This window comes from Halopseudomonas sp. Lyrl_26 (assembly GCF_051948695.1).
Lineage (GTDB): Bacteria > Pseudomonadota > Gammaproteobacteria > Pseudomonadales > Pseudomonadaceae > Halopseudomonas > Halopseudomonas formosensis.
Window position 1 is genome coordinate 65,573 of the sequence record NZ_JAYJLH010000007.1, and the last position, 18,919, is coordinate 84,491.

Consider the following 18,919-nt stretch of genomic DNA (forward strand, 5'->3'; position numbering starts at 1 on the left):
ACCGGGGGCGATATGAAACGCATGCTACTGACAGGCCTGATGGCGCTGTGGACCGGATTGGCGGCCGCGACGCCGCTGCCCGAGTGGGTCAACAGCGTACCGCCGGCGCAAATGCACCTGGGCCAGGCGCTGGATACCCGCAGCGGCGAATGGCTGGAGCCAGACGAGCTGGTCGAGCGCATCCGCAATGCCGACCGGGTACTGCTCGGCGAGCAGCATGACAACGACGATCACCATCGCCTGCAGTTGTGGCTGTTGCAGCGGTTGCACAGCGAACGGCCCCAGGCCGGTCTGCTACTGGAAATGCTCACTCCGGCCCAGCAACCGCTGGTGGATCAGGCCTACGCCACCGGCTCCTCCTCTGCGGCATTGAAGGAGCAGCTGCAATGGAACCCCGGTTGGCCCTGGGAGCTGTATGGCCCCGTGGTGCGCTGGGCCTTGGACAAGCAGGTGCCGCTGTATGCCGCCAACCTGGACCGCAGCGAGATCAGCGAGCTGTACCGCAATCCGCCGCCGCTGTCGCCGCGCTACAGCGAGGTGGCGGTAGCGGAGCTGAGGGAGACCATAGCCCGGTCCCACTGTGGCCGGATCGACGAGCCCCAGCTCGGCGGCATGCTCGGCATCCAGCAGCAGCGGGATATGCGCATGGCCGAAGCGCTGGCCGCCGCCCCGGCCCCCAGTCTGCTGCTGGCGGGCAACTTCCATGTGCGCCGGGATTTGGGTGTGCCCGTGCACGTCGAAGGCGAGGCCCCGGTGGTGATCATGCTGCACGAGGCCGGCAAACCCATGCCCGGCCCCGAGCAGGCCGACTACCTCTGGCTCACCCCCGCCGCACCGGAGCAGGACCACTGTGCGCAGTGGCAGTCGGAGTAAACCGTGGCCCGCTTTCGCACCGGGGCGGTGCTCCTACAGGAATGAAGCATCAGCCAGCGCAGTGCACACTCCCCCTGTAGGAGCGCCGCCGGATCGCCGGACCGCTCGGCGCAAACGCGGCCTGCAAGGGAGCACTCAGGCCGTCTTCAGCATAGGAGTCAAAGGCACGTCCGGTTCGCAGCGGGGGCGCTGCTCCTACGGGAATGAAGCATCAGCCAGCGCAGTGCCCCCCTTCCCTGTAGGAGCACCGCCGGATCGCCGGACCGCCCGGTGCGAAAGCGGGCTAGAAGGGAAATACCGAAGGTACCAGCACTACTGTGACCAGCAGCACCAGCAGGGTGAAGGGCACGCCCACCTTGAGAAAATCGGCAAACCGATAGCCGCCCGGATCCAGCACCAGGGTATTGACCGGGGACGACACCGGGGTCATGAAGGCCGCCGAGGCAGCCAGGGCCACTGCCATGACGAAGGGATAGGGCGACACGCCCATGGCCTGGGCGGTGGCCAGCGCCACCGGCGCCATGAGTACCGCCGTGGCGGTATTGGAGATGAACAGACCGGTCACCGCCGTAGCGATGAACAGGGTTGCCAGCAGCACCCGTGGCCCGGCATCGCCGAACAGGTTCAGCAGGCCGCCCACGGCCAGGTCTATGCCGCCGGTCTTCTGTAGCGCCAGGGCAAAGGGCAGCATGCCCACGATCAGGATCAGACTCGGCCAGTGGATAGACCTGTAGGCGGAGTCCATGGTGATGCACTTGAAGGAGCCCATCAGCAGGCAGCCAATCAGCGCCGCCATCAGGTTGGACACCACGCCACTGACCATCAGGCCGATCATCACCGCCAGGCTCAGCAGGGCATAGGGCGCCTTGCGGGCGGCCGGGACCACTTCCCTGATCTCGCTGGGCAGACTCAGCAGCACAAAATCCCGGGTCAGCAGGTGCAGGCGGTCGATGTCCTTCCAGCTGCCGGCCACCAGCAGGGTATCCCCGGCCCGCAGCTTCTCGTCGACCAGCACGCCGGGCAGGGCCTGACCGTTGCGCCGCAGCCCCACCACATTGAGTCGGTGACGGCTGCGGAAGGCCACTTCCTGAATGGTCTTGCCGGCCAATCGCGACTCCGGCGGCAACGCCACCTCGGCCAGCCCCAGCTGATGGGAATGCACGCTGTAGTAGGAGTCCTCGAGCGGCACCTGGGTAACACCGATTTCATGATAGGCGCCGAGCAGGGCGATGGCCGGGCTGGCCAGATCCACCAGCAGGATATCGTCCGGCTGGGGCACGGTATTGCCGGTGGCAACCTGCAGCAGATTGCGGAAGCGGCGCTGGCGCTCCACGGCAATCACGTTGATGCCGTATTCACTGCGCAGCTCCAGTTCATTCAGCGGCCGGCCGATCAGCGGCGAGTTGTCGTTCAGCCGCAGGCGCCGTTCCCGCTCGGGCAGCCGATACAGCGCGGCCAGATCCTGCATGGTCTGGCGCTCGGGCTCGTCCTTGCCCACCTGGCCGCTGCCCAGCCAGCGCCGGGCAAACAGCATGTAACCGATACCGCACAGCAGTATCACCAGACCGATGGGTGTGAAACTGAAGAAGTGAAAACCATCCAGCCCCTGACGAACCAGCTCGGCGTGGACCACCAGGTTGGGCGGTGTCGCCACCAGCGTCAGCATGCCACTGATCAGCCCGGCAAAGCTCAGCGGCATCATCAGCCGGGAAGCGGGAATATTCATCCGCATCGCCACGCTCATCACCACGGGGATGAAGATCGCCACCACCCCGGTGGAGCTCATTACCGAACCCAGCGCGGCCACCGTCAGCATCAGCAGCACGATCAACCGGGTTTCGCTGTTGCCGGCCTGGTGGGCCATCCAGTCGCCCAGCTTGTAGGCAATGCCGGTGCGCACCAGACCGTCACCAATGACGAAGAGTGCCGCGATCAGCAGCACGCTGGGATCGCTGAAGCCGGCTACCGCCTCCTGGATGGTCAGCACGCCGCTGAGCGGCAGCGCCACTATCACCAGCAAGGCCACCACATCCATGCGCGGCTTGTTGCGGATAAAGAGCACCATGCTGCCAACCAGCAGGGCGAGGACAACGGCGAGATCAGTGTTCATGCATTCCTTACGGGCAGACGGAGCGGTTCCAGCCATGATGGTAGTACAGTCCGAGCGCAGCGGGCAGCACTACCACGGATGCACGTTAGCCCGGAATGTGAAACCGTGCCGGGTGTTACATGTACATCAGGAAGTACACCAGCGCTCCCGCGGTATAGCCGAGGAAGGCCAGCAGGCTGACGCGTCTGATGTACCAGAAGAAGCCGATCTTCTCCATGCCCATGGCCGCGACACCCGCGGCCGAGCCGATGATCAGACTGCTGCCACCGGTACCGGCACAGAAGGCCAGCAGTTGCCAGAAGCGGCCATCGACAACGAACCGACTCATCCACTCGGCCTCGGCTGCAGGGGTCGATGCGAGCATTCCTTCGCTGACCAACGGATACATCTTCATGGCGCCGGCTACCAGCGGCACGTTATCCACCACCGCCGACAGCAGCCCGATGGCGTAGTTGATGGCGAAGATGTCGCCCAGCCCGTCGCGCAGCGCCAGGGCGATCTGACCGAGGTGTCCGGCTGTTGCCAGGCTGGAGACAGCCAGCAGGATACCCAGGAAGAACAGAATGCTCGGCGTATCAATCCGGTGCAGTACCCCGATCACCGACAGCGGATGCTTGAGTTCGGGTTTCTTGTTGCGGTGCATGATCTCGGTAGCCGCCCACAGGACGCCCAGCCCGAACAGAATGCCCATGTACGGCGGCAGACCGGTGACCGTCTTGAACACGGGTACAAACAGCAATGCGCCAATCCCCATCGCCAGCACGATATTGCGTTCCCCGTCGGTGGTCTCATGGCCACCCTCGGCGAGGTGAGCGCGTACCCGCGGCCGTGGGGCGTCACCCTTCAGACGCAGGCTGAGGATCACCAGTGGTACCAGCAGACAGGCCAGGCTGGGCAGGAACAGATTGGTAACCACCTGATGTGCGGTGATCTGGCCACCGATCCAGAGCATGGTGGTGGTCACGTCACCAATGGGCGACCAGGCGCCGCCGGCGTTTGCGGCAATCACCACTATCCCCACATACAGCCAGCGCTCCGGCCGCCCCCGTACCAGCTTGCGCAGCAGCGAGATCATGACGATGGTGGTGGTCAGGTTATCCAGTACCGCAGAGAGGAAGAAGGTCAGCAGGCCGATGATCCACAGCAGCGATACGCGCCTGCGGGTGGTGATGCGGTCGGTGATCACCTTGAAGCCGCCATGGGCGTCGACCAGCTCGACGATGGTCATGGCGCCGAGCAGGAAGAACAGGATCTCGGCGATCTCACCCAGGTGATGACGCAGCGCACTGACCACTATCCCCGAGGAGTCCGCCGGGTCATTGGTGTACAGCTCCAGGGTCGGCAGTATCTCATTGGCCCCCAGCACCAGTACCGTCCAGGTCAGTGCAGCCGTGAGGATCGCTGAAGCGGCCTTGTCGAGCCTGAGCGGATGCTCCAGCGCGATACAGAGGTAACCCACTACAAAAATGACCGCCATCAGCACATACATCAATCCGCCTCCTTACTGCTTTCGGAACCACAGGAATGCCGGGCTCGGCTCTGAAATCGACCCGCCATTATTCGCGGCTGGCGAGCCCTCGGCCTTATCCCAGATCAATTCTGCGGGATAGCCGTCACGACACATCCTGTTACAAGGGGGCGAACTTTACCCTATGGCGGGATTGATCGGTAGTTCGGTGGCCAGGGTGTGCAGGCCACCCCAGGGGTCAGCATCAGCAGCACGATCAACCGGGTTTCGCTGTTGCCGGCCTGGTGGGCCATCCAGTCGCCCAGCTTGTAGGCAATGCCGGTGCGCACCAGACCATCGCCGATCACGAACAGCGCAGCAATCAGCAGCACACTGGGATCACTGAACCCCGCCACCGCCTCCTGAACCGTCAGTACACCACTCAATGGCAGCGCAACGATCACCAGCAGCGCCACCACGTCCATGCGCGGCTTGTTGCGGATAAACAGCACCATGCTGGCGAGCAGCAGGGCAAGGGTGATCAGCAGTTGGGTATTCATCAATGCGTTCCGTCAATTGCCTGCGAAGCGGAACAGAGGATGCCGCATCACCGCTCCGTCCTCACCGGGCGCGTGGTAGCCCCGATCCCGGGGCGATGGGTGTGCGCCAGCACACCCTTTGTTCAACGGGAATGTGAGCCACGTCTCGTTGCGAACAATCCACTGAGCAAACCGCTATCCACCCTCACATGTAATGCCTTAAGTTCCGCCCATGCAGAACAAATCATCAGCACACTATCAGCGGCTTTATCGCCAGCGCTTGCGCGAGCGTGGGCTGATCAAGAAGGAAGTTTGGGTGCTGCCCGAGTACGCCTCACAGCTTATGGCGTGTGAGCGGCAATGGCGCCAGCCGCGGTCCGGGCTGGCTTTGACAGACAGTGAGGGAAATGGAATGCAGCAGATCTGGACTGCAAAGGGATTGTACGAAGCGCTGGCGACCACCGAGCTCTTTACCAGTGGAGCGGCCCGGATTGAGCTGATCAGCGGCAGCGAGCCGAGCCTGCACATCACCATGTGCGAATACGGCGAGCTGCCGCTGTTTCTGGCGGTGCACGGTGAGCAGATCATCGTCGAGGCGCTGCTATGGCCAGCCAGCGATGTGGAGCACCAGGGGGATTTCAATGCCGAGGTGCTGCGTACCCAGAAGCTGTTCCCGCTGTCCTGCATCGGACTGGAAACGCTCGGCGATGGCGAGCTCTGCTACACCATGTTCGGTGCACTGAGCTCGTCCTCCTCGCTGGCGGACGTGGTGTTCGAGATCGAGCTGCTGGCAGACAACGTGATCAAGGCCACCGAGGCCTATGAAGGTCATCTCAAGGCGACCGCCTGATTGTTTTCAAGGAGAAGAAGCGATGAATGTCTGGAGAAAGTTGCTGACAGCGGTACGAGGCGGGGCACATGAAGTGGGCGAGGCCGTAGTGGACAGTCAGGCCCTGCGCATTCTGGATCAGGAAATACGCGACGCCGACGACGAACTGCACCGCTCCCGCGAGGCGCTGGCCGGCATCATGGCCAGGCAGAAGCTGGCCGCCGAGCGGGTGGCCAAACTGCAGGATCAGATCACGGAATACGAAGGTTACGCCCTGAAGGCGCTGGACGCCGATAACGAGACGCTGGCGCGGGAAGTGGCGGAAAAGATTGCTGCGCTGGAAGCCCAGCTCGGCGAGGAGCGCCACCAGGCTGACGGTTACGCCAACAGTGTTGCCCAGCTGCGCAAGGCAATCACCCAGGCTGAAGGCAACCTCAAGCGGCTGAAGCAGCAGGTGGACACGGTCAAGGCCACCGAAAGCGTGCACAAGGCGCAGCTGGCAGTCTCCCAGCGCCACAGCGGATCCCAGGCAAAGATGCATACAGCGCTGGAGTCGCTGGAGCGCATCAAGCAGAAGCAGGCCGAGCGTGGAGCGCGCATGGAGGCAGCCGAGGAGCTGGCCGCCGAAGCGAATCTGGATGGCCAGCTGGAAGGCAAGCTGCGCGCCGCAGGTATCACCCCGGATGCAGGCAGCGCTGACAGTGTGCTGGCGCGCTTGAAGAACCGTGCCACTACCTGATCCGCCCGCGGCCCCGCTACTGCGTACAAGGATGTACCCATGAATCTGTTTCTGCAGACGTCACTGTCTTTCCCCGTAGTGCTGCTGAGTTTCGTGCTCTGTGTGGCGGTGCTCTACTGGCTGGCGGTTGCCCTGGGGGTGCTGGATATCGAGGCGCTGGATTTCAGTCTGGACGGGGTAGAGTCGAGTTTTTCCTCCGCCGAGGGGCTCGGCGGCCTGCTGCTGAAGCTGGGCTTCCGGGATGTGCCGGTGACCCTGTGGTTGACGCTGCTGGTCTTCTTCGGCTGGATGCTCTGCTACTTCGCCGAACTGCTGGCGCTGCGTTTCCTGCCCCTGGGCTGGCTGCGCTATCCGCTCGGGCTGGTGGTCGCTGCCGGCTGCCTGACACTCGCACTACCGGTAGTGCGGCTGATCAGCAGACCTCTGCGGCCGCTGTTTCGCAAGGTCAACGGCGACAGCACCCGTTCGCTGATCGGCCAGACCGCAGTGGTACGCAGCGGCAAGGTCAGTATGCGCACCGGGCAGGCCAGCCTGGAAAACGGGGGAGCAGGGCTGATCCTGCGCATCCGCGCCGAGGAGGAGCTCGGCCTGCAGCGGGGCGACCGGGTGGTGCTGCTGGATTATCTGCCGGCCGAACACGCCTACCGCGTGATAACCGAAAACGAATTCAACGATGTATGACCCGCAGGAAGCAGTCACGGGTGCCGCAAACAAGGAGATGTAGATGAACATCGCAATGCTGATGCCCTTCCTGATCGGGGTGGGCGTTTTCTTTCTGATCCTGATCGGATTTTTCGTTCTGTTCCAGGCGTTTTATATCAAGGTGCCGCAGGGCACGGCGCTGATCGTCAACGACATGTCCTCCACGCCAAAGGTGCACTTCACCGGTGCGCTGGTATATCCGGTGATCTACAAAAAGGAGTTCATGAAGATCTCCCTGCTGACGCTGGAAGTGGACCGGCGTGGCAAGGATGGCCTGATCTGCAAGGACAACCTGCGGGCGGACATCACCGTTGCCTTTTACCTGCGGGTGAACGAAACCGCTCAGGATGTGCTGAAGGTGGCCAAGGCCATCGGTGTGGATCGCGCATCCGACCGGGTGGCGGTGAACGAGCTGTTCAACGCCAAGTTCTCCGAGGCACTGAAGACAGTCGGCAAGAACTTCGATTTCGTCAGCCTGTTCGAGGAGCGCCAGGCGTTTCGCGACCGCATCATCGAGGTAATCGGCAATGATCTGAACGGTTATATCCTCGAAGACGTGGCCATCGACTACCTGGAGCAGACCCCGCGCACCTCGCTGGACCCGCACAACATCCTGGATGCCGAGGGTATCCGCAAGATCACCCAGCTGACCGCGGCGCAGAACGTCATCACCAACGAGCTCGAGCGTAACGAAGAACTGGCGATCAAGAAGAAGAACGTCGAAACCCGCGAGGCCACCCTGGCGCTTGAGCGCCAGCAGGCCGACGCCGAGGCGCGTCAGAAACGCGAGATCGAGACCATCCGCGCCCGGGAAGAAGCCGAAACCCTGCGGGTGCGCGAGGAGGAACGGCTCAAGGCCGAGCAGGCGCGTATTCAGACCCAGCAGGAGCTGGATATCCGCGCGGAGAACCACCAGCGCGAAGTGGAGGTGGCCCAGCAGAACCGCGAACGGGCGGTGGTGATCGAGAAGGAGAAGGTGTTCCGCGCCCGGGACCTGGAGATAGTCGCCCGCGAGCGAGAGGTCGAGCTGCAGCGTATCGAGAAGGAAAAGGCGCTGGAGGAAGAGCGCAAGAATATCGCCTCGGTCATCCGCGAACGCGTGGCGGTGGAGAAGACAGTGGCTCAGGAAGAGGAGCGCATCAAGGAAGTGCGGGAGGTGTCCGAAGCCGAGCGTCTGAAGCAGGTCGTGCTGCTCAATGCCCAGGCCGAAGCAGAGCAGGAGCTGGTACGCCAGGTCAAGCAGGCCGAGGCGGACGAAACCCGTTCCCGGCACAAGGCGGTGGAAATCAACACCCTGGCCCAGGCCGAGCTGGAAGCGGCGGCCAAGAAGGCCGAAGCCCTGAAGAAACTGGCCGAAGGCACCCAGGCCGAGCAGGCTGCCAGCGGTCTGGCGGCAGCGAAGGTGCGGGAAGTGACCGCCGCGGCGAAGGAGAAAGAGGGCCTGGCCGAAGCGCGTGTACATGCCGAATACATGACCGCCGACGCCAGGGGCGAGCAGGAGAAGGGGCTGGCGCAGGCGCGCATTACCGAAGCTCAGGCACTGGCCAAGGAGAAAGAAGGGCTGGCCGAGGCCAAGGTGCTGGAAGAGAAACTCACCGCCCAGGCCCGCGGCGAGGAGCAGCTCGGTGTCGCCCAGGCGCGCGCCACACGCGAACAGGGTCTGGCCGAGGCGCAAATCCTGCTGGAGCGCTTCAACTCCGAAGCCGAAGGTCTGGGCAAGAAGTTCAGCGCGCTGGACGCGCTCAGCGACAACGCCCGCCAGCACGAGGAGTTCCGCATGCAGCTGGAGAAGAGCTTCGAGGAAGCCATGGCCGCGATTGCCGCGAACAAGGACATCGCCAAGGATCAGGCCGAAGTACTCTCCGCAGCGCTGTCCAAGACCAAGATCGACATCGTTGGCGGCGAGGGCGATTTCTTCAATTCCTTCGCCAAGTCCCTCTCGGTGGGCAAGGCCATCGAAGGCGTGGTCGGCAAGAGTCCAGTGGTGCAGGACGTTATCCAGCGCCTGTTGGCCGGCAAGGCGGCCCCGGCCGATGCTTCCAAGACCAACGGTCATGCCATCCCCGGCGAGATCTGAGCTTTACCCTCTTCACCCCCGGTCTTCCGGGGGTGCTTGTCTGGCTTGAATCAGGAACAACACCATGACGGATGTGCAGACCGAGGCGCCGGGACAGGAGCTGGTTGATCGGGCGGTCGCGGAGGGCGGCGCCTACGAGGTGCTGCAGCGGCGGCTGCAGGAGCAGGGAGCACAGCTCAGAGCGATTGCCGACGGGCTGAACCACCAGCGCCAGGAGGCCTTCGGCAGCAGTCGGATGGAGGTCACGGGGCGCGTACGCATCCGCACCGAGAACAATTGCCTGGCCAGGGATATCGTGCAGGTTGGCGACGCGCTGCTGTTTGGCTACAACGTGTTCCTGGGTTTGAAGAAGGAGACCCGGGTCGCCGATGTCTTCTCCCTGTATCGGGTGATACAGCACGAGGAAGGCTACGAGGCGGAGCCGCTCCCGCTGACCGGCAGCTTCCTTGACGAGCCCGGCTTCGTCAATGATTTCAACGAGCTCTACGCCTATTACAAGAATACCCGGCTGCTGCAGCTGACGATCCGCGACGGCAAGCTGCTGGCCAGCTTCCAGATCGGCGATCGCATCAGCGACATCCGCGTGTTCCGCTGGTCGATCTCCCAGAACGGCGAGCATGTGCGCTACATCGACAACCGCGGCGAGCGGGACGTGGCGCTGCCGCAGCCCTTCGACTTCGAGTGGCAGCGTGCAACGAGGGAGATGGCGGTCAATGGGCGCCATCCGCACGTCAATATCCTCGATACCGTCTTCGTCGAGACCGTCGCTGGCGACCTGACGGTGAAGGTTGAAAACAACACCGAAGACGGTCTGGGCATCTACCGCGAGCCGGTGCAGGACAAGACCCAGTCGCTGGATGACGCGGTCATCGAGTTTGCCCAGGTAGGCAGCCTGGTGCTGCTGAAGATCCTGCCCTACCGGGAGGAGACCTGGCGCTATCTGGTCTTCAACAGCCTGACCCGGAAGGTCGAGCGCATCGATGCGATTGGTCTGGCCTGCGTACAGCTGCCTGAAGACCACGGCATCATCTTCCCCGGTGGTTATTACCTGCAGAGCGGTGAGCACAAGACCTTCGACCAGTCGATGGAAGGCATGCGCTTCAAGCGGGCAATGCGCTCGCCCAACGGCGAGGATGTGCAATACGTGTTCTACCACCCGGAGCAGGGCCGCTCGGCGCTGTTCACCTACAACCTGATCCGCCGCGAGCTGCAGAACCCCGTGTTCGGCCACGGCTACGCGCGGCTGGAAGACGGGCGCATGGTGATCTTCTCGGCAGAGGGCGATGAGCCGACGCGGATCCATCCCATGCAGATCTGGCAGACGCCTTTCTTCACCGATGAGTACGCAGCGCGCCAGCCGCAGCGCAGCGATTTCTTCGGACGTACCGGCAATGCCGAGCTGGTGCGCGGTATCTCCGAACTGCTGAACCTGAGCCGCGAGATAGACAGCAGCGAGGTGTCCATCCAGCGCTACACCCGACTGTGCCAGGACGTACGTCGGCTGTTCGATGCCTACCATTGGCTGGATGATCCCCAATGCCAGGGGCTGGGCAAGCTGCTGCATCAGGTCGCCTCGACCGCCGAACTGGTGCTGGACGAGTTCGAAAAGGTGGAGAGCATCCGCCAGCAATCACGCCGCGCCATGAATGAGGCGGAAACACGCTGGCAGGCCCTGCTGGAAACCCTGCACCGTGACGAGCGGGGGGATGTCCAGGCGCATGTCTCGGCGCTGAACAACCTCGCTCAGTTGCGTGGCCAGCTGCTGACCATCCGCGATTATCGCTACATCGACATCGAGCGCATCGACCAGATGGAAGACGCCTTGCTTGAAGAGCAGGCGCGCGCTGCGGCGGAAACGGCCGAGTTTCTTGCCGGGGAAACGGCACTGCAGCCGTACCTGGCCGCCCTTGAAGAAACGGATGAGCAGGCACAGCAGGCCGAAACAGTGGCCGAGCTGGCTGAACCGCTGGCCGCGTTCGAGCGGATGTCAGCCGACCTGGACATGCTGTCCTCGCTGATGGCCTCGCTGCAGATCGAGGATGCCACCCAGCGTACCCGCATCGTCGAGTCCATCTCCGAGGTCTACGCCCGGCTCAATCAGGCCAAGGCCCGTGCCGAACAGCGCCGGCGCAGCATGGGTTCTGCCGAGCAGGTAGCACAGTTCGGAGCCCAGTTCCGCCTGTTCAGTCAGAGCATTACCAGCGCCCTGGCTCAGGCCCGGGATCCGGAGGGGTGCGACGCACAGCTGTCGCGCCTGCTGGTGCAGCTGGAGGAGCTGGAAAGCCAGTTCGGCGATCACGAGGCGTTTCTCGGTGATATCCTGGCCAAGCGCGAAGAGCTGCTGGAAACCTTTGAGAGCCATCGACAGGCCTTGCTGGATGAGCGTCAGCGCCGCGCGCAGGGCCTGCTTGATGCAGCCGTGCGCATCATCGACAGCCTGCCTCGCCGTACCGGGCGGCTGGAGACCCCGGAGGAGATGAACGCCTTCTTCGCCACCGATCCGCTGATTCTCAAGCTCCGCGAGCTGACCGAGCGGCTGCGCACGCTGCAGGATAACGTCAAGGCTGACGATGTCGAAGCCCGTCTCAAGCATACCCGGGACCAGGCTGTGCGCGGCCTGCGCGACAAGGCCGAGCTGTTCGAGGAAGGAGGCAATGTCATCCGCCTGGGGCCGCGGCATCGCTTCAGCGTCAACACCCAGGAACTGGACCTGACGCTGATGCCCCGGGGCGATCAGCTGTACCTGCATCTGACCGGCACCGACTTCCTCGAGCCCTTGCAGCACCCTGAGCTGGAGGCGCTCAAACCCTTCTGGCAGGTGAACCTGGAGTCGGAATCCGACGAGCTTTACCGTGCCGAGTACCTGGCCGGCGAAGTGCTGGCTGCCTGCGAGGCTGGCCGTGATGGGCTGGACATGGGCCAACTGCATGAACTCCTGGTGCAGCCGGAACAGTTGGTGCGGATGGTGCGCGAGTTTGCCACCCCCCGTTACCGCGAAGGCTATGAGAAAGGCATTCATGACCATGACGCCGCGCTTATCCTGAATCAGCTGGTACCGCTGCGCGACAGCGCCGGCCTGCTGGCATTCAGTCCGCTGGCACGGGCGCTGGGGCTGCTGTTCATTTCCACCCATGGCGACCTCTCAGCGCAGGGGCAGTGGCCGCAACGAGCCCAGGCTGCGGCGCATATCCAGCGCCTGTTCGGCCGCCGCGATGCCTTCACCCAGCTGCAGGCCGAGGTTCAGCAGCACCTTGCCGATCACGTGCAGCAGCTGGCATTGGAGGAGGCGCCACTGGCCGAAGCGGCCGAGTATCTACTGGCCGAGCTGGCCGGTGGGAACCAGCCGGTGATGAGCAAGTACGCCCGCCAACTCACGGAGGGATTGCAGGATTGCCTGCAGCACGCCGGCCTGTGGGAGGAATATCAAACGACCCTGGCCCAGCTGGCGGATCAGCCGGCCCAGCGCTGGCGCCTGGTGGAAAGCTGGTTGCTGGGGTTGTGCGAGAGTGAGGAATTTGCCGGTGCACGACATTACCTGCCCGAGGCCATCGCGCTGATGCTGTTGCCCGAGTCGGCGGGCGTGCAGGTGACCGAAGTGGACCTGCGCTTTACCGTTGACGGGCTACTGGGCGACCACCCACGGATAGACAATGGCAGCATGACACTGGCACTGGACGATCTGTTCGCGCGCCTGCGCCGTCACCGTGAGGCGTTCCTGCCGGGCATGCAGCGCTATCAGGCGTTGCGCCAGGAGGTCATCCAGCAGCAGCGCGATGCCCTGCGGCTGTCCGAGTTCAAGCCAAGACCGCTCAGCTCCTTTGTGCGCAACAAGCTGATCAACGACGTTTATCTGGGCGTTATCGGCGACAACCTGGCCAAGCAGATGGGCACTGCGGGAGAGAGCCGCCGCTCAGACCTCACCGGCCTGCTCATGTTGATTTCACCACCCGGCTACGGCAAGACCACGCTGATGGAATACGTTGCCCACCGCCTCGGCCTGGTGTTCATGAAGATCAACGGCCCGTCGCTGGGACACGAGGTGCGCTCGCTGGATCCGGAGCAGGCGCCCGACGCGACCTCGGCTCAGGAGCTGGTCAAGCTCAACCTGGCGCTGGAGATGGGCAACAACGTCATGCTGTATGTGGACGATATCCAGCACACCCACCCGGAGTTCCTGCAGAAGTTCATCTCCCTGTGCGACGGCACCCGGCGTATCGAAGGGGTATGGAAGGGGCGCACCCGCACCTACGACATGCGCGGCCGCAAGTTCTGTGTGGTCATGGCCGGCAACCCCTATACCGAGTCCGGGGAGGTATTCCGGATTCCGGACATGCTGGCCAACCGGGCGGACATCTACAACCTGGGCGATACCCTCGGGGGCATGCAGGAGGTGTTCGCCCTCAGCTATATCGAGAACAGCCTGACCTCCAATCCGGTGCTCGCCCCGCTGGCCACCCGGGACATGCAGGATCTCTACCGCTTCGTCGACAAGGCGGAAGGCAAGCCCTTCTCCAGCAACGAGCTGAGTCATGATTACAGCACCGCCGAGATCAACGAGATCACGGCTACCCTGCAGCGCCTGATGCAGGCCCGGGACGTCGTATTCCGTGTCAACCAGCAGTATATCGCCAGTGCCGCACAGGATGATCGCTACCGTACCGAACCGCCGTTCCGCCTGCAGGGCAGTTACCGCAACATGAACAAGCTTGCGGAAAGGATTTCCGCAGTGATGAACCAGAACGAGCTGATGCAGCTGATCGCCGATCACTACCAGGGCGAGTCCCAGCTGTTGACCACCGGCGCCGAGGAAAACATGCTCAAGCTCGCTGAGCTGCGCGGCAACATGACCGACGAACAGGCTGCGCGCTGGGAGCAGATCAAGACCGACTTCATGCGCAACAAGGCCATGGGCGGCGACGATGCCGATGTGGGCAGCCGTGTCGTGGCGCAGCTCAACGATCTGGTGAACGGCGTTCGTGCTCTGGGCACCGCCGCAAACCAGCCAGCCGGAGTGCGGATGGAAGACATACCTTGGCAGCAACTTGTGGACGGCCTGGAAAGCCTGCACAAGCTCAGCCCCCAGGTGCGCGTGGTAACCCCACCCAAGGCCGCGATGCAGTGGTTTGCCGGCGAACTGGGCGGCAGCCTGCAGGCGTCGCTGAAACCCTTGATAGAGGCGCTGGAGCGCAAGTAGGGCAGGCGGCAGCCAGCCCCTGCGCTACACTGATGCGCGACATATCCCGCATCTGCATCACCGGAGGCTGTCGTGAAGATTACCTGTGACCAGTCCGATTATCTGGAAATCGCCTGCCTCTACCGCATCCCCATTGCGCTCGACTGGGCCGATGGCAAGCGGGTGGAAGGGGTGCCGCTGGATACCGGCTACAACGAACAACGCCAGGAGTGCCTGCAGATGGCGCTCGGCGACGGGCCGCAATGGGTGGTGCTGGAAGGCGCGCTGAGCATGACGGCGCTGGAGGAGAACAAGCACTTCGCTCAGGTACGCTTCGGGTAGAAGGCATACGCAGTTGTACCGGTATTCAGGGAGGCGTTATGAAAAGGAAGCATGAAACACAGGAAACACTCGGCTCGCGTCTCATGGCCGCATTGTTTTCACTGTTTGTTTCGGTGCCCACGGCCGCGCTCATCTGGTTATGGGTCAACCGGGAGCTGGCATTCTGGGGAGGCTTTGTCAGCAGCAGCTATCTGCTGGTCTCGGTGGCCATTTTTGCGCTGATCGCCTTTGTCGTCCCCAGGCTGTTTCCCAGCCTGCTCGGCAGAATCTGGCACGGCATGATCAGCGTCAATCGCTGGTTCGGCTGGTAGCGGCAGGGGAGCTCACTCCGCCCACTCCGGATCACCGGTAAACACCACCGTCAGCCAGCGGTCCGGGCCCTTGTCGCCGATCATCTCGCCTACTTCCTCACGCAGCGCATCCCATTCCTGGATGGTGCGAGAGGGAGCGTCCGGCGGCACGATGAAGTAGATCTCGATCTCCCGGCAGCGGCCCATCCGCGCCACATAGGCGCGGAAGGACAACAGCCCGTGCTTCTCCTTGAATGCCTTGGCAACCTCATCCACGTGTTCCTTCAGATCAGCCGGGGTGACCAGAAAGATGTCCGCCAGCGCCTGACGGATGGTGGAAATGGGCAGGGGAATGATGACCACGCAGACCACAGCCAGGATGACCGGGTCGATGTAGGGTGAGACCCATTCCAGCGAGGTGCCCTGCACCAGATAACCGAAGATGAAGGCGATCAGCAGGGCAGCGGTGATGGCGCCCGCCATGATCCAGCCCTTGATATCCAGCGCCACGAAGTCGGAGTTGATCTTTTCATTGGCATTTTTCTCGACGCTGGCCATGACCACACAGGCAATCAGCGTGACCAGGGTGTAGAGAATTGCCCAGCCGAACTCTAGCTCACGTCCACCGTCCAGGATGCTGCCCACTGCGTTGAACAGTGCATAAGTCGCAACACTGACCAGCAGGGTGCCGTTCAGGCACAACACCATCGGCTCCAGATGCCACAGCCCCATGGAGAAGCGCTCCTGCAGCTTCTTCGACACCGGCTTGATCGCCGCCGCAGCAGCAATCAGCCGAGCCACCACCAGCGACAGCAGGCTCATGCAGGCGTCGACCAGCGAGTAGACTCCGTCGAACACGATGGAGAACGAGCCGGAGATGATGCCGAAGCAGATGCCGAGCAGCGAGTAGAACACCGTCGCGGCGATGGAAGCACGCAGCACGCCGGCTTCGTCGGAGAGGTTGAACAGCCTTGTAACTCGATTCATGTCAGGTCAGTCAGGAGGGTGAATCGGGTATAGCGCAGGTGCGCTACACCCGCAGTGCAGCTCAGCTTAGCAGTAACGCATCATCCGAGAGCTTCTCACCACGGACCTTCTCGAACATCTGCAGCAGGTCCGGCACGTCCAGCCCCTTGCGCTCGTCGCCGGCCACGTCCAGCACCACCTGGCCCTGGTGCAGCATCACCGTACGGTCGCCCACATCCAGCGCCTGGCGCATGCTGTGGGTGACCATCATGGTGGTGAGCTTTTTTTCCTCGACGATACGGGCCGTCAGTTGCAGAACGAAGTCAGCGGTGCGCGGGTCGAGGGCGGCGGTGTGTTCGTCGAGCAGCAGAATGCGTGAAGGCTGCAGCGCCGCCATCAGCAGGCTGACCGCCTGGCGCTGACCGCCGGAGAGCAGACCGATGCGGTCGGTCAGGCGGTTCTCCAGACCCAGGCCCAGGGTCGACAGCCGATCCCGGAACTCGTCGCGCATCTCGCGCTGCACCGCCCGGCGCAGACCGCGACGCTGGCCGCGCTGCTGGGCCAGAGCCAGGTTTTCCTCGATGGTCAGGTCCTCGCAGGTACCCGCCATGGGGTCCTGGAATACCCGGGCCACGCGGTTGGCGCGGCTCCATACCGGCAGGCGGGTAACGTCATCGCCATCGATCAGGATCTTGCCGCTATCCACCGGCAGGTCGCCGGACACCGCATTGAGGAAGGTCGACTTGCCCGCGCCGTTGGTGCCGATCACGGTAACGAACTGGCCGGTGGGAATCTCCAGCGACAGCCCCTGCAGCGCCTTGGTCTCGATCGGCGTGCCGGGGTTGAAGGTGATTTTCAGATTCTGGGCGCTGAGCATCAGATTTGTCTCCTGCGGGTCAGGCGTTGCTTGAGCAGCGGGATGACCAGCGCAATCACTACCAGCACCGCGGTAATCAGGTTCAGGTCCTGGGCCTGCAGCCCGATGAAGTCACTGTTCAGGGCCAGGGCGATGAAGAAGCGGTAGATCACCGCACCGATCACCACGGCCAGGGTCAGGTAGACGATGCGGCGGGCGGGAATGATGCTCTCGCCGATGATCACCGCCGCCAGACCGATAACGATGGTACCGATACCCATGGAGATGTCGGCACCGCCCTGGGTCTGCACGAAGAGCGCACCGGCCAGGCCGACCAGGGCGTTGGAGATGGCCATGCCGAGGATGACCATGGCGCCGGTGTTCACGCCCTGGGCGCGGCTCATGCGCGGGTTGGAGCCGGTGGCGCGGATGGCCAGACCCTGGCGGGTGGAGAAGTAGGCGTCCAGCAGGAACTTGGCCAGCAGGACGATCACCAGCAGGATCAGCGGGCGGGCGATGTAGTCGGCCAGCCACTCGGGCTGCAGGATGCTGAACATGGTCGGTTCCATGATCAGCGGAATATTGGGACGGCCCATGATGCGCAGGTTGATCGAATACAGGGCAATCATCATCAGGATACTGGCCAGCAGATCCATGATCTTCAGGTGCACGTTGAGCACCGCAGTGACCATGCCAGCCAGCGCACCGGCGAGGGTAGCGATCAGCGTGGCCAGGAAGGGATCCATGCCATTGGCAATCAGCACGGCGCAGACGGCGCCGCCCAGCGGAAAACTGCCGTCCACGGTCAGGTCGGGAAAGCGCAGCAGACGGAAGGAAATGAATACACCAAGCGCCACCAGACTGAAGATCAGGCCGACTTCAAGGGCGCCAAACAGGGAAAACAATGACATGGGATGTTAAGCCTTTGGGTGAAGGCTGCGCCGGTGCGGGTGCACCGGCGCAGGTCGGATCAGTCGATGATCTCGGCGGCCGAGTCGATCAGCTCCTGGGACAGGGTGACACCCTGAGCCGCAGCGGCGGAGCGGTTGAGGTACAGGCTCAGCTCACCGCTTTTCTGCGGAGCGATGCTGCCGGGGGCTTCACCCTGCAGTACCCGTACGGCGACCTTGCCGGCCTGAACGCCGTGCTGGTAGTAGTCGATACCCAGGGCAGCAATGGCGCCGCGCTTGACCGAGTCGGTATCGGAGGCCACCAGCGGCGTCTTGGTGTCGTTGCCGACCTTGACCAGCGACTCGTAGGCGGAGACCACGTTGTTGTCGGTGCTGGTGTAGATCACGTCCACCTTGCCGACCAGGCTGCGGGCAGCGGCGCCCACGTCAACGGTACGCGGAGCGGCGGCTTCCACTAGGGTCATGCCCATGGTCGGCAGCAGCTCGCGCAGACGCTCGACCACCACCACGGAGTTGGCTTCACCCGGGTTGTAGACCATGCCCACGCGGGTGGCGTTGGGCACTACCTGCTTGACCAGCTCCATCTGGCGATCCAGTTCCAGCTCGTCGGACACACCGGTAACGTTGGTGCCGGAGGCTTCCCAGCTGCTGACCAGCTGCGCTGCCAGCGGATCGGTTACCGCAGCAAAGACCACCGGAATGGACTTGGTGCTGGCCACCACGGCCTGGGCCGAGGGGGTGGCGATGGCGACGATCACGTCGGGCTTGTCACCCACGAACTTGCGGGCGATCTGGCCGGCGGTGGCGGTGTTGCCCTGGGCAGTCTGGTACTGCCACTTCAGGTTGTCGCCAACGGTGTAACCGGCTTCTTCCAGCGCGGCACGGACGCCATCACGCACCGAGTCCAGTGCCGGGTGTTCCACGATTGCGGTGGCCGCCACGGATTTGGTGTCGGCTACAGCACTGGAGAACGGGGACGCCAAGGCCATGGCGAGGGCGCCCAGGGATAACCACTTGCTCATAGGTGACTTCATCTTATTTCCTTGTGGGCCGGCAGGAGGCCCT

13 protein-coding genes and 2 pseudogenes are annotated in these 18,919 nt (G+C 63.3%); 8 read left to right on the forward strand and 7 right to left on the reverse strand.

Features of this window, described 5'->3' with window-relative positions; all coding sequences use genetic code 11:
• Window positions 1–12: 12 nt before the first annotated feature.
• Complete coding sequence (locus VF673_RS10545) at window positions 13–873, forward strand: ChaN family lipoprotein (protein WP_273125513.1); 861 nt, start codon at window positions 13–15, stop codon at window positions 871–873.
• A gap of 283 nt (window positions 874–1,156) precedes the next feature.
• Here the strand turns inward: VF673_RS10545 and VF673_RS10550 are convergent, their stop codons facing one another.
• The 3 genes and pseudogenes from VF673_RS10550 to VF673_RS10560 all read right to left on the reverse strand — a co-directional run.
• The gene (locus VF673_RS10550; RefSeq protein ID WP_440291904.1) at window positions 1,157–2,983 is read right to left on the reverse strand and encodes an SLC13 family permease; all 1,827 of its coding nucleotides are present in this window, start codon (window positions 2,981–2,983) and stop codon (window positions 1,157–1,159) included.
• Between the two features lie 115 nt (window positions 2,984–3,098).
• Window positions 3,099–4,472 carry a sodium:proton antiporter NhaD gene (nhaD, locus tag VF673_RS10555; protein WP_440291905.1) on the reverse strand — a complete coding sequence of 458 codons (1,374 nt, stop codon included), beginning with the start codon at window positions 4,470–4,472 and terminating at the stop codon, window positions 3,099–3,101.
• Window positions 4,473–4,690: 218 nt separating this feature from the next.
• Window positions 4,691–4,990, reverse strand: a pseudogene (locus tag VF673_RS10560) (SLC13 family permease); the annotation flags it as partial.
• 211 nt (window positions 4,991–5,201) lie between these two features.
• On the opposite strand from VF673_RS10560, the gene bacA reads away from it, so the two are divergent.
• The 7 genes and pseudogenes from bacA to VF673_RS10595 all read left to right on the forward strand — a co-directional run bounded on the left by bacA (window position 5,202) and on the right by VF673_RS10595 (window position 15,142).
• On the forward strand, window positions 5,202–5,819 hold the full coding sequence (gene bacA, locus VF673_RS10565; protein WP_440291906.1) for a biofilm formation regulator BacA: 618 nt from the start codon (window positions 5,202–5,204) through the stop codon (window positions 5,817–5,819).
• A 22-nt stretch (window positions 5,820–5,841) separates the two neighbouring features.
• Window positions 5,842–6,537 carry a PspA/IM30 family protein gene (locus tag VF673_RS10570; protein ID WP_440291907.1) on the forward strand — a complete coding sequence of 232 codons (696 nt, stop codon included), beginning with the start codon at window positions 5,842–5,844 and terminating at the stop codon, window positions 6,535–6,537.
• A 39-nt stretch (window positions 6,538–6,576) separates the two neighbouring features.
• A complete protein-coding gene (locus tag VF673_RS10575) occupies window positions 6,577–7,218 on the forward strand; it encodes a hypothetical protein (RefSeq protein WP_440291908.1) in 642 nt (213 codons plus the stop codon).
• A gap of 43 nt (window positions 7,219–7,261) precedes the next feature.
• Window positions 7,262–9,316, forward strand: coding sequence for a hypothetical protein (locus VF673_RS10580; RefSeq protein WP_440291909.1), 2,055 nt, complete (start codon window positions 7,262–7,264; stop codon window positions 9,314–9,316).
• A gap of 64 nt (window positions 9,317–9,380) precedes the next feature.
• Window positions 9,381–14,507, forward strand: a pseudogene (locus VF673_RS10585) (DNA repair ATPase); the annotation flags it as partial.
• A 75-nt stretch (window positions 14,508–14,582) separates the two neighbouring features.
• Window positions 14,583–14,831 carry a Rho-binding antiterminator gene (locus tag VF673_RS10590; RefSeq protein WP_440291910.1) on the forward strand — a complete coding sequence of 83 codons (249 nt, stop codon included), beginning with the start codon at window positions 14,583–14,585 and terminating at the stop codon, window positions 14,829–14,831.
• Window positions 14,832–14,869: 38 nt separating this feature from the next.
• Window positions 14,870–15,142, forward strand: a complete 273-nt coding sequence (locus VF673_RS10595; protein ID WP_188634622.1) for a hypothetical protein — start codon at window positions 14,870–14,872, stop codon at window positions 15,140–15,142.
• Between the two features lie 12 nt (window positions 15,143–15,154).
• Here VF673_RS10595 and VF673_RS10600 read toward each other — a convergent pair whose 3' ends face one another.
• The 4 genes from VF673_RS10600 to VF673_RS10615 all read right to left on the reverse strand — a co-directional run bounded on the left by VF673_RS10600 (window position 15,155) and on the right by VF673_RS10615 (window position 18,888).
• Window positions 15,155–16,108: a cation diffusion facilitator family transporter gene (locus VF673_RS10600; RefSeq protein ID WP_440291911.1), complete on the reverse strand. Its 954-nt coding sequence runs from the start codon at window positions 16,106–16,108 to the stop codon at window positions 15,155–15,157.
• 61 nt (window positions 16,109–16,169) lie between these two features.
• Window positions 16,170–16,964, reverse strand: a complete 795-nt coding sequence (locus VF673_RS10605; protein ID WP_440291912.1) for an ABC transporter ATP-binding protein — start codon at window positions 16,962–16,964, stop codon at window positions 16,170–16,172.
• On the reverse strand, window positions 16,964–17,854 hold the full coding sequence (locus VF673_RS10610) for an ABC transporter permease (protein ID WP_090535873.1): 891 nt from the start codon (window positions 17,852–17,854) through the stop codon (window positions 16,964–16,966). Before VF673_RS10610 ends, VF673_RS10605 begins: the two co-directional genes overlap by 1 nt.
• A gap of 59 nt (window positions 17,855–17,913) precedes the next feature.
• Entirely contained in the window at window positions 17,914–18,888 is a 975-nt protein-coding gene (locus VF673_RS10615; RefSeq protein WP_273128131.1) for an ABC transporter substrate-binding protein, read from the reverse strand.
• Window positions 18,889–18,919 lie beyond the last annotated feature (31 nt).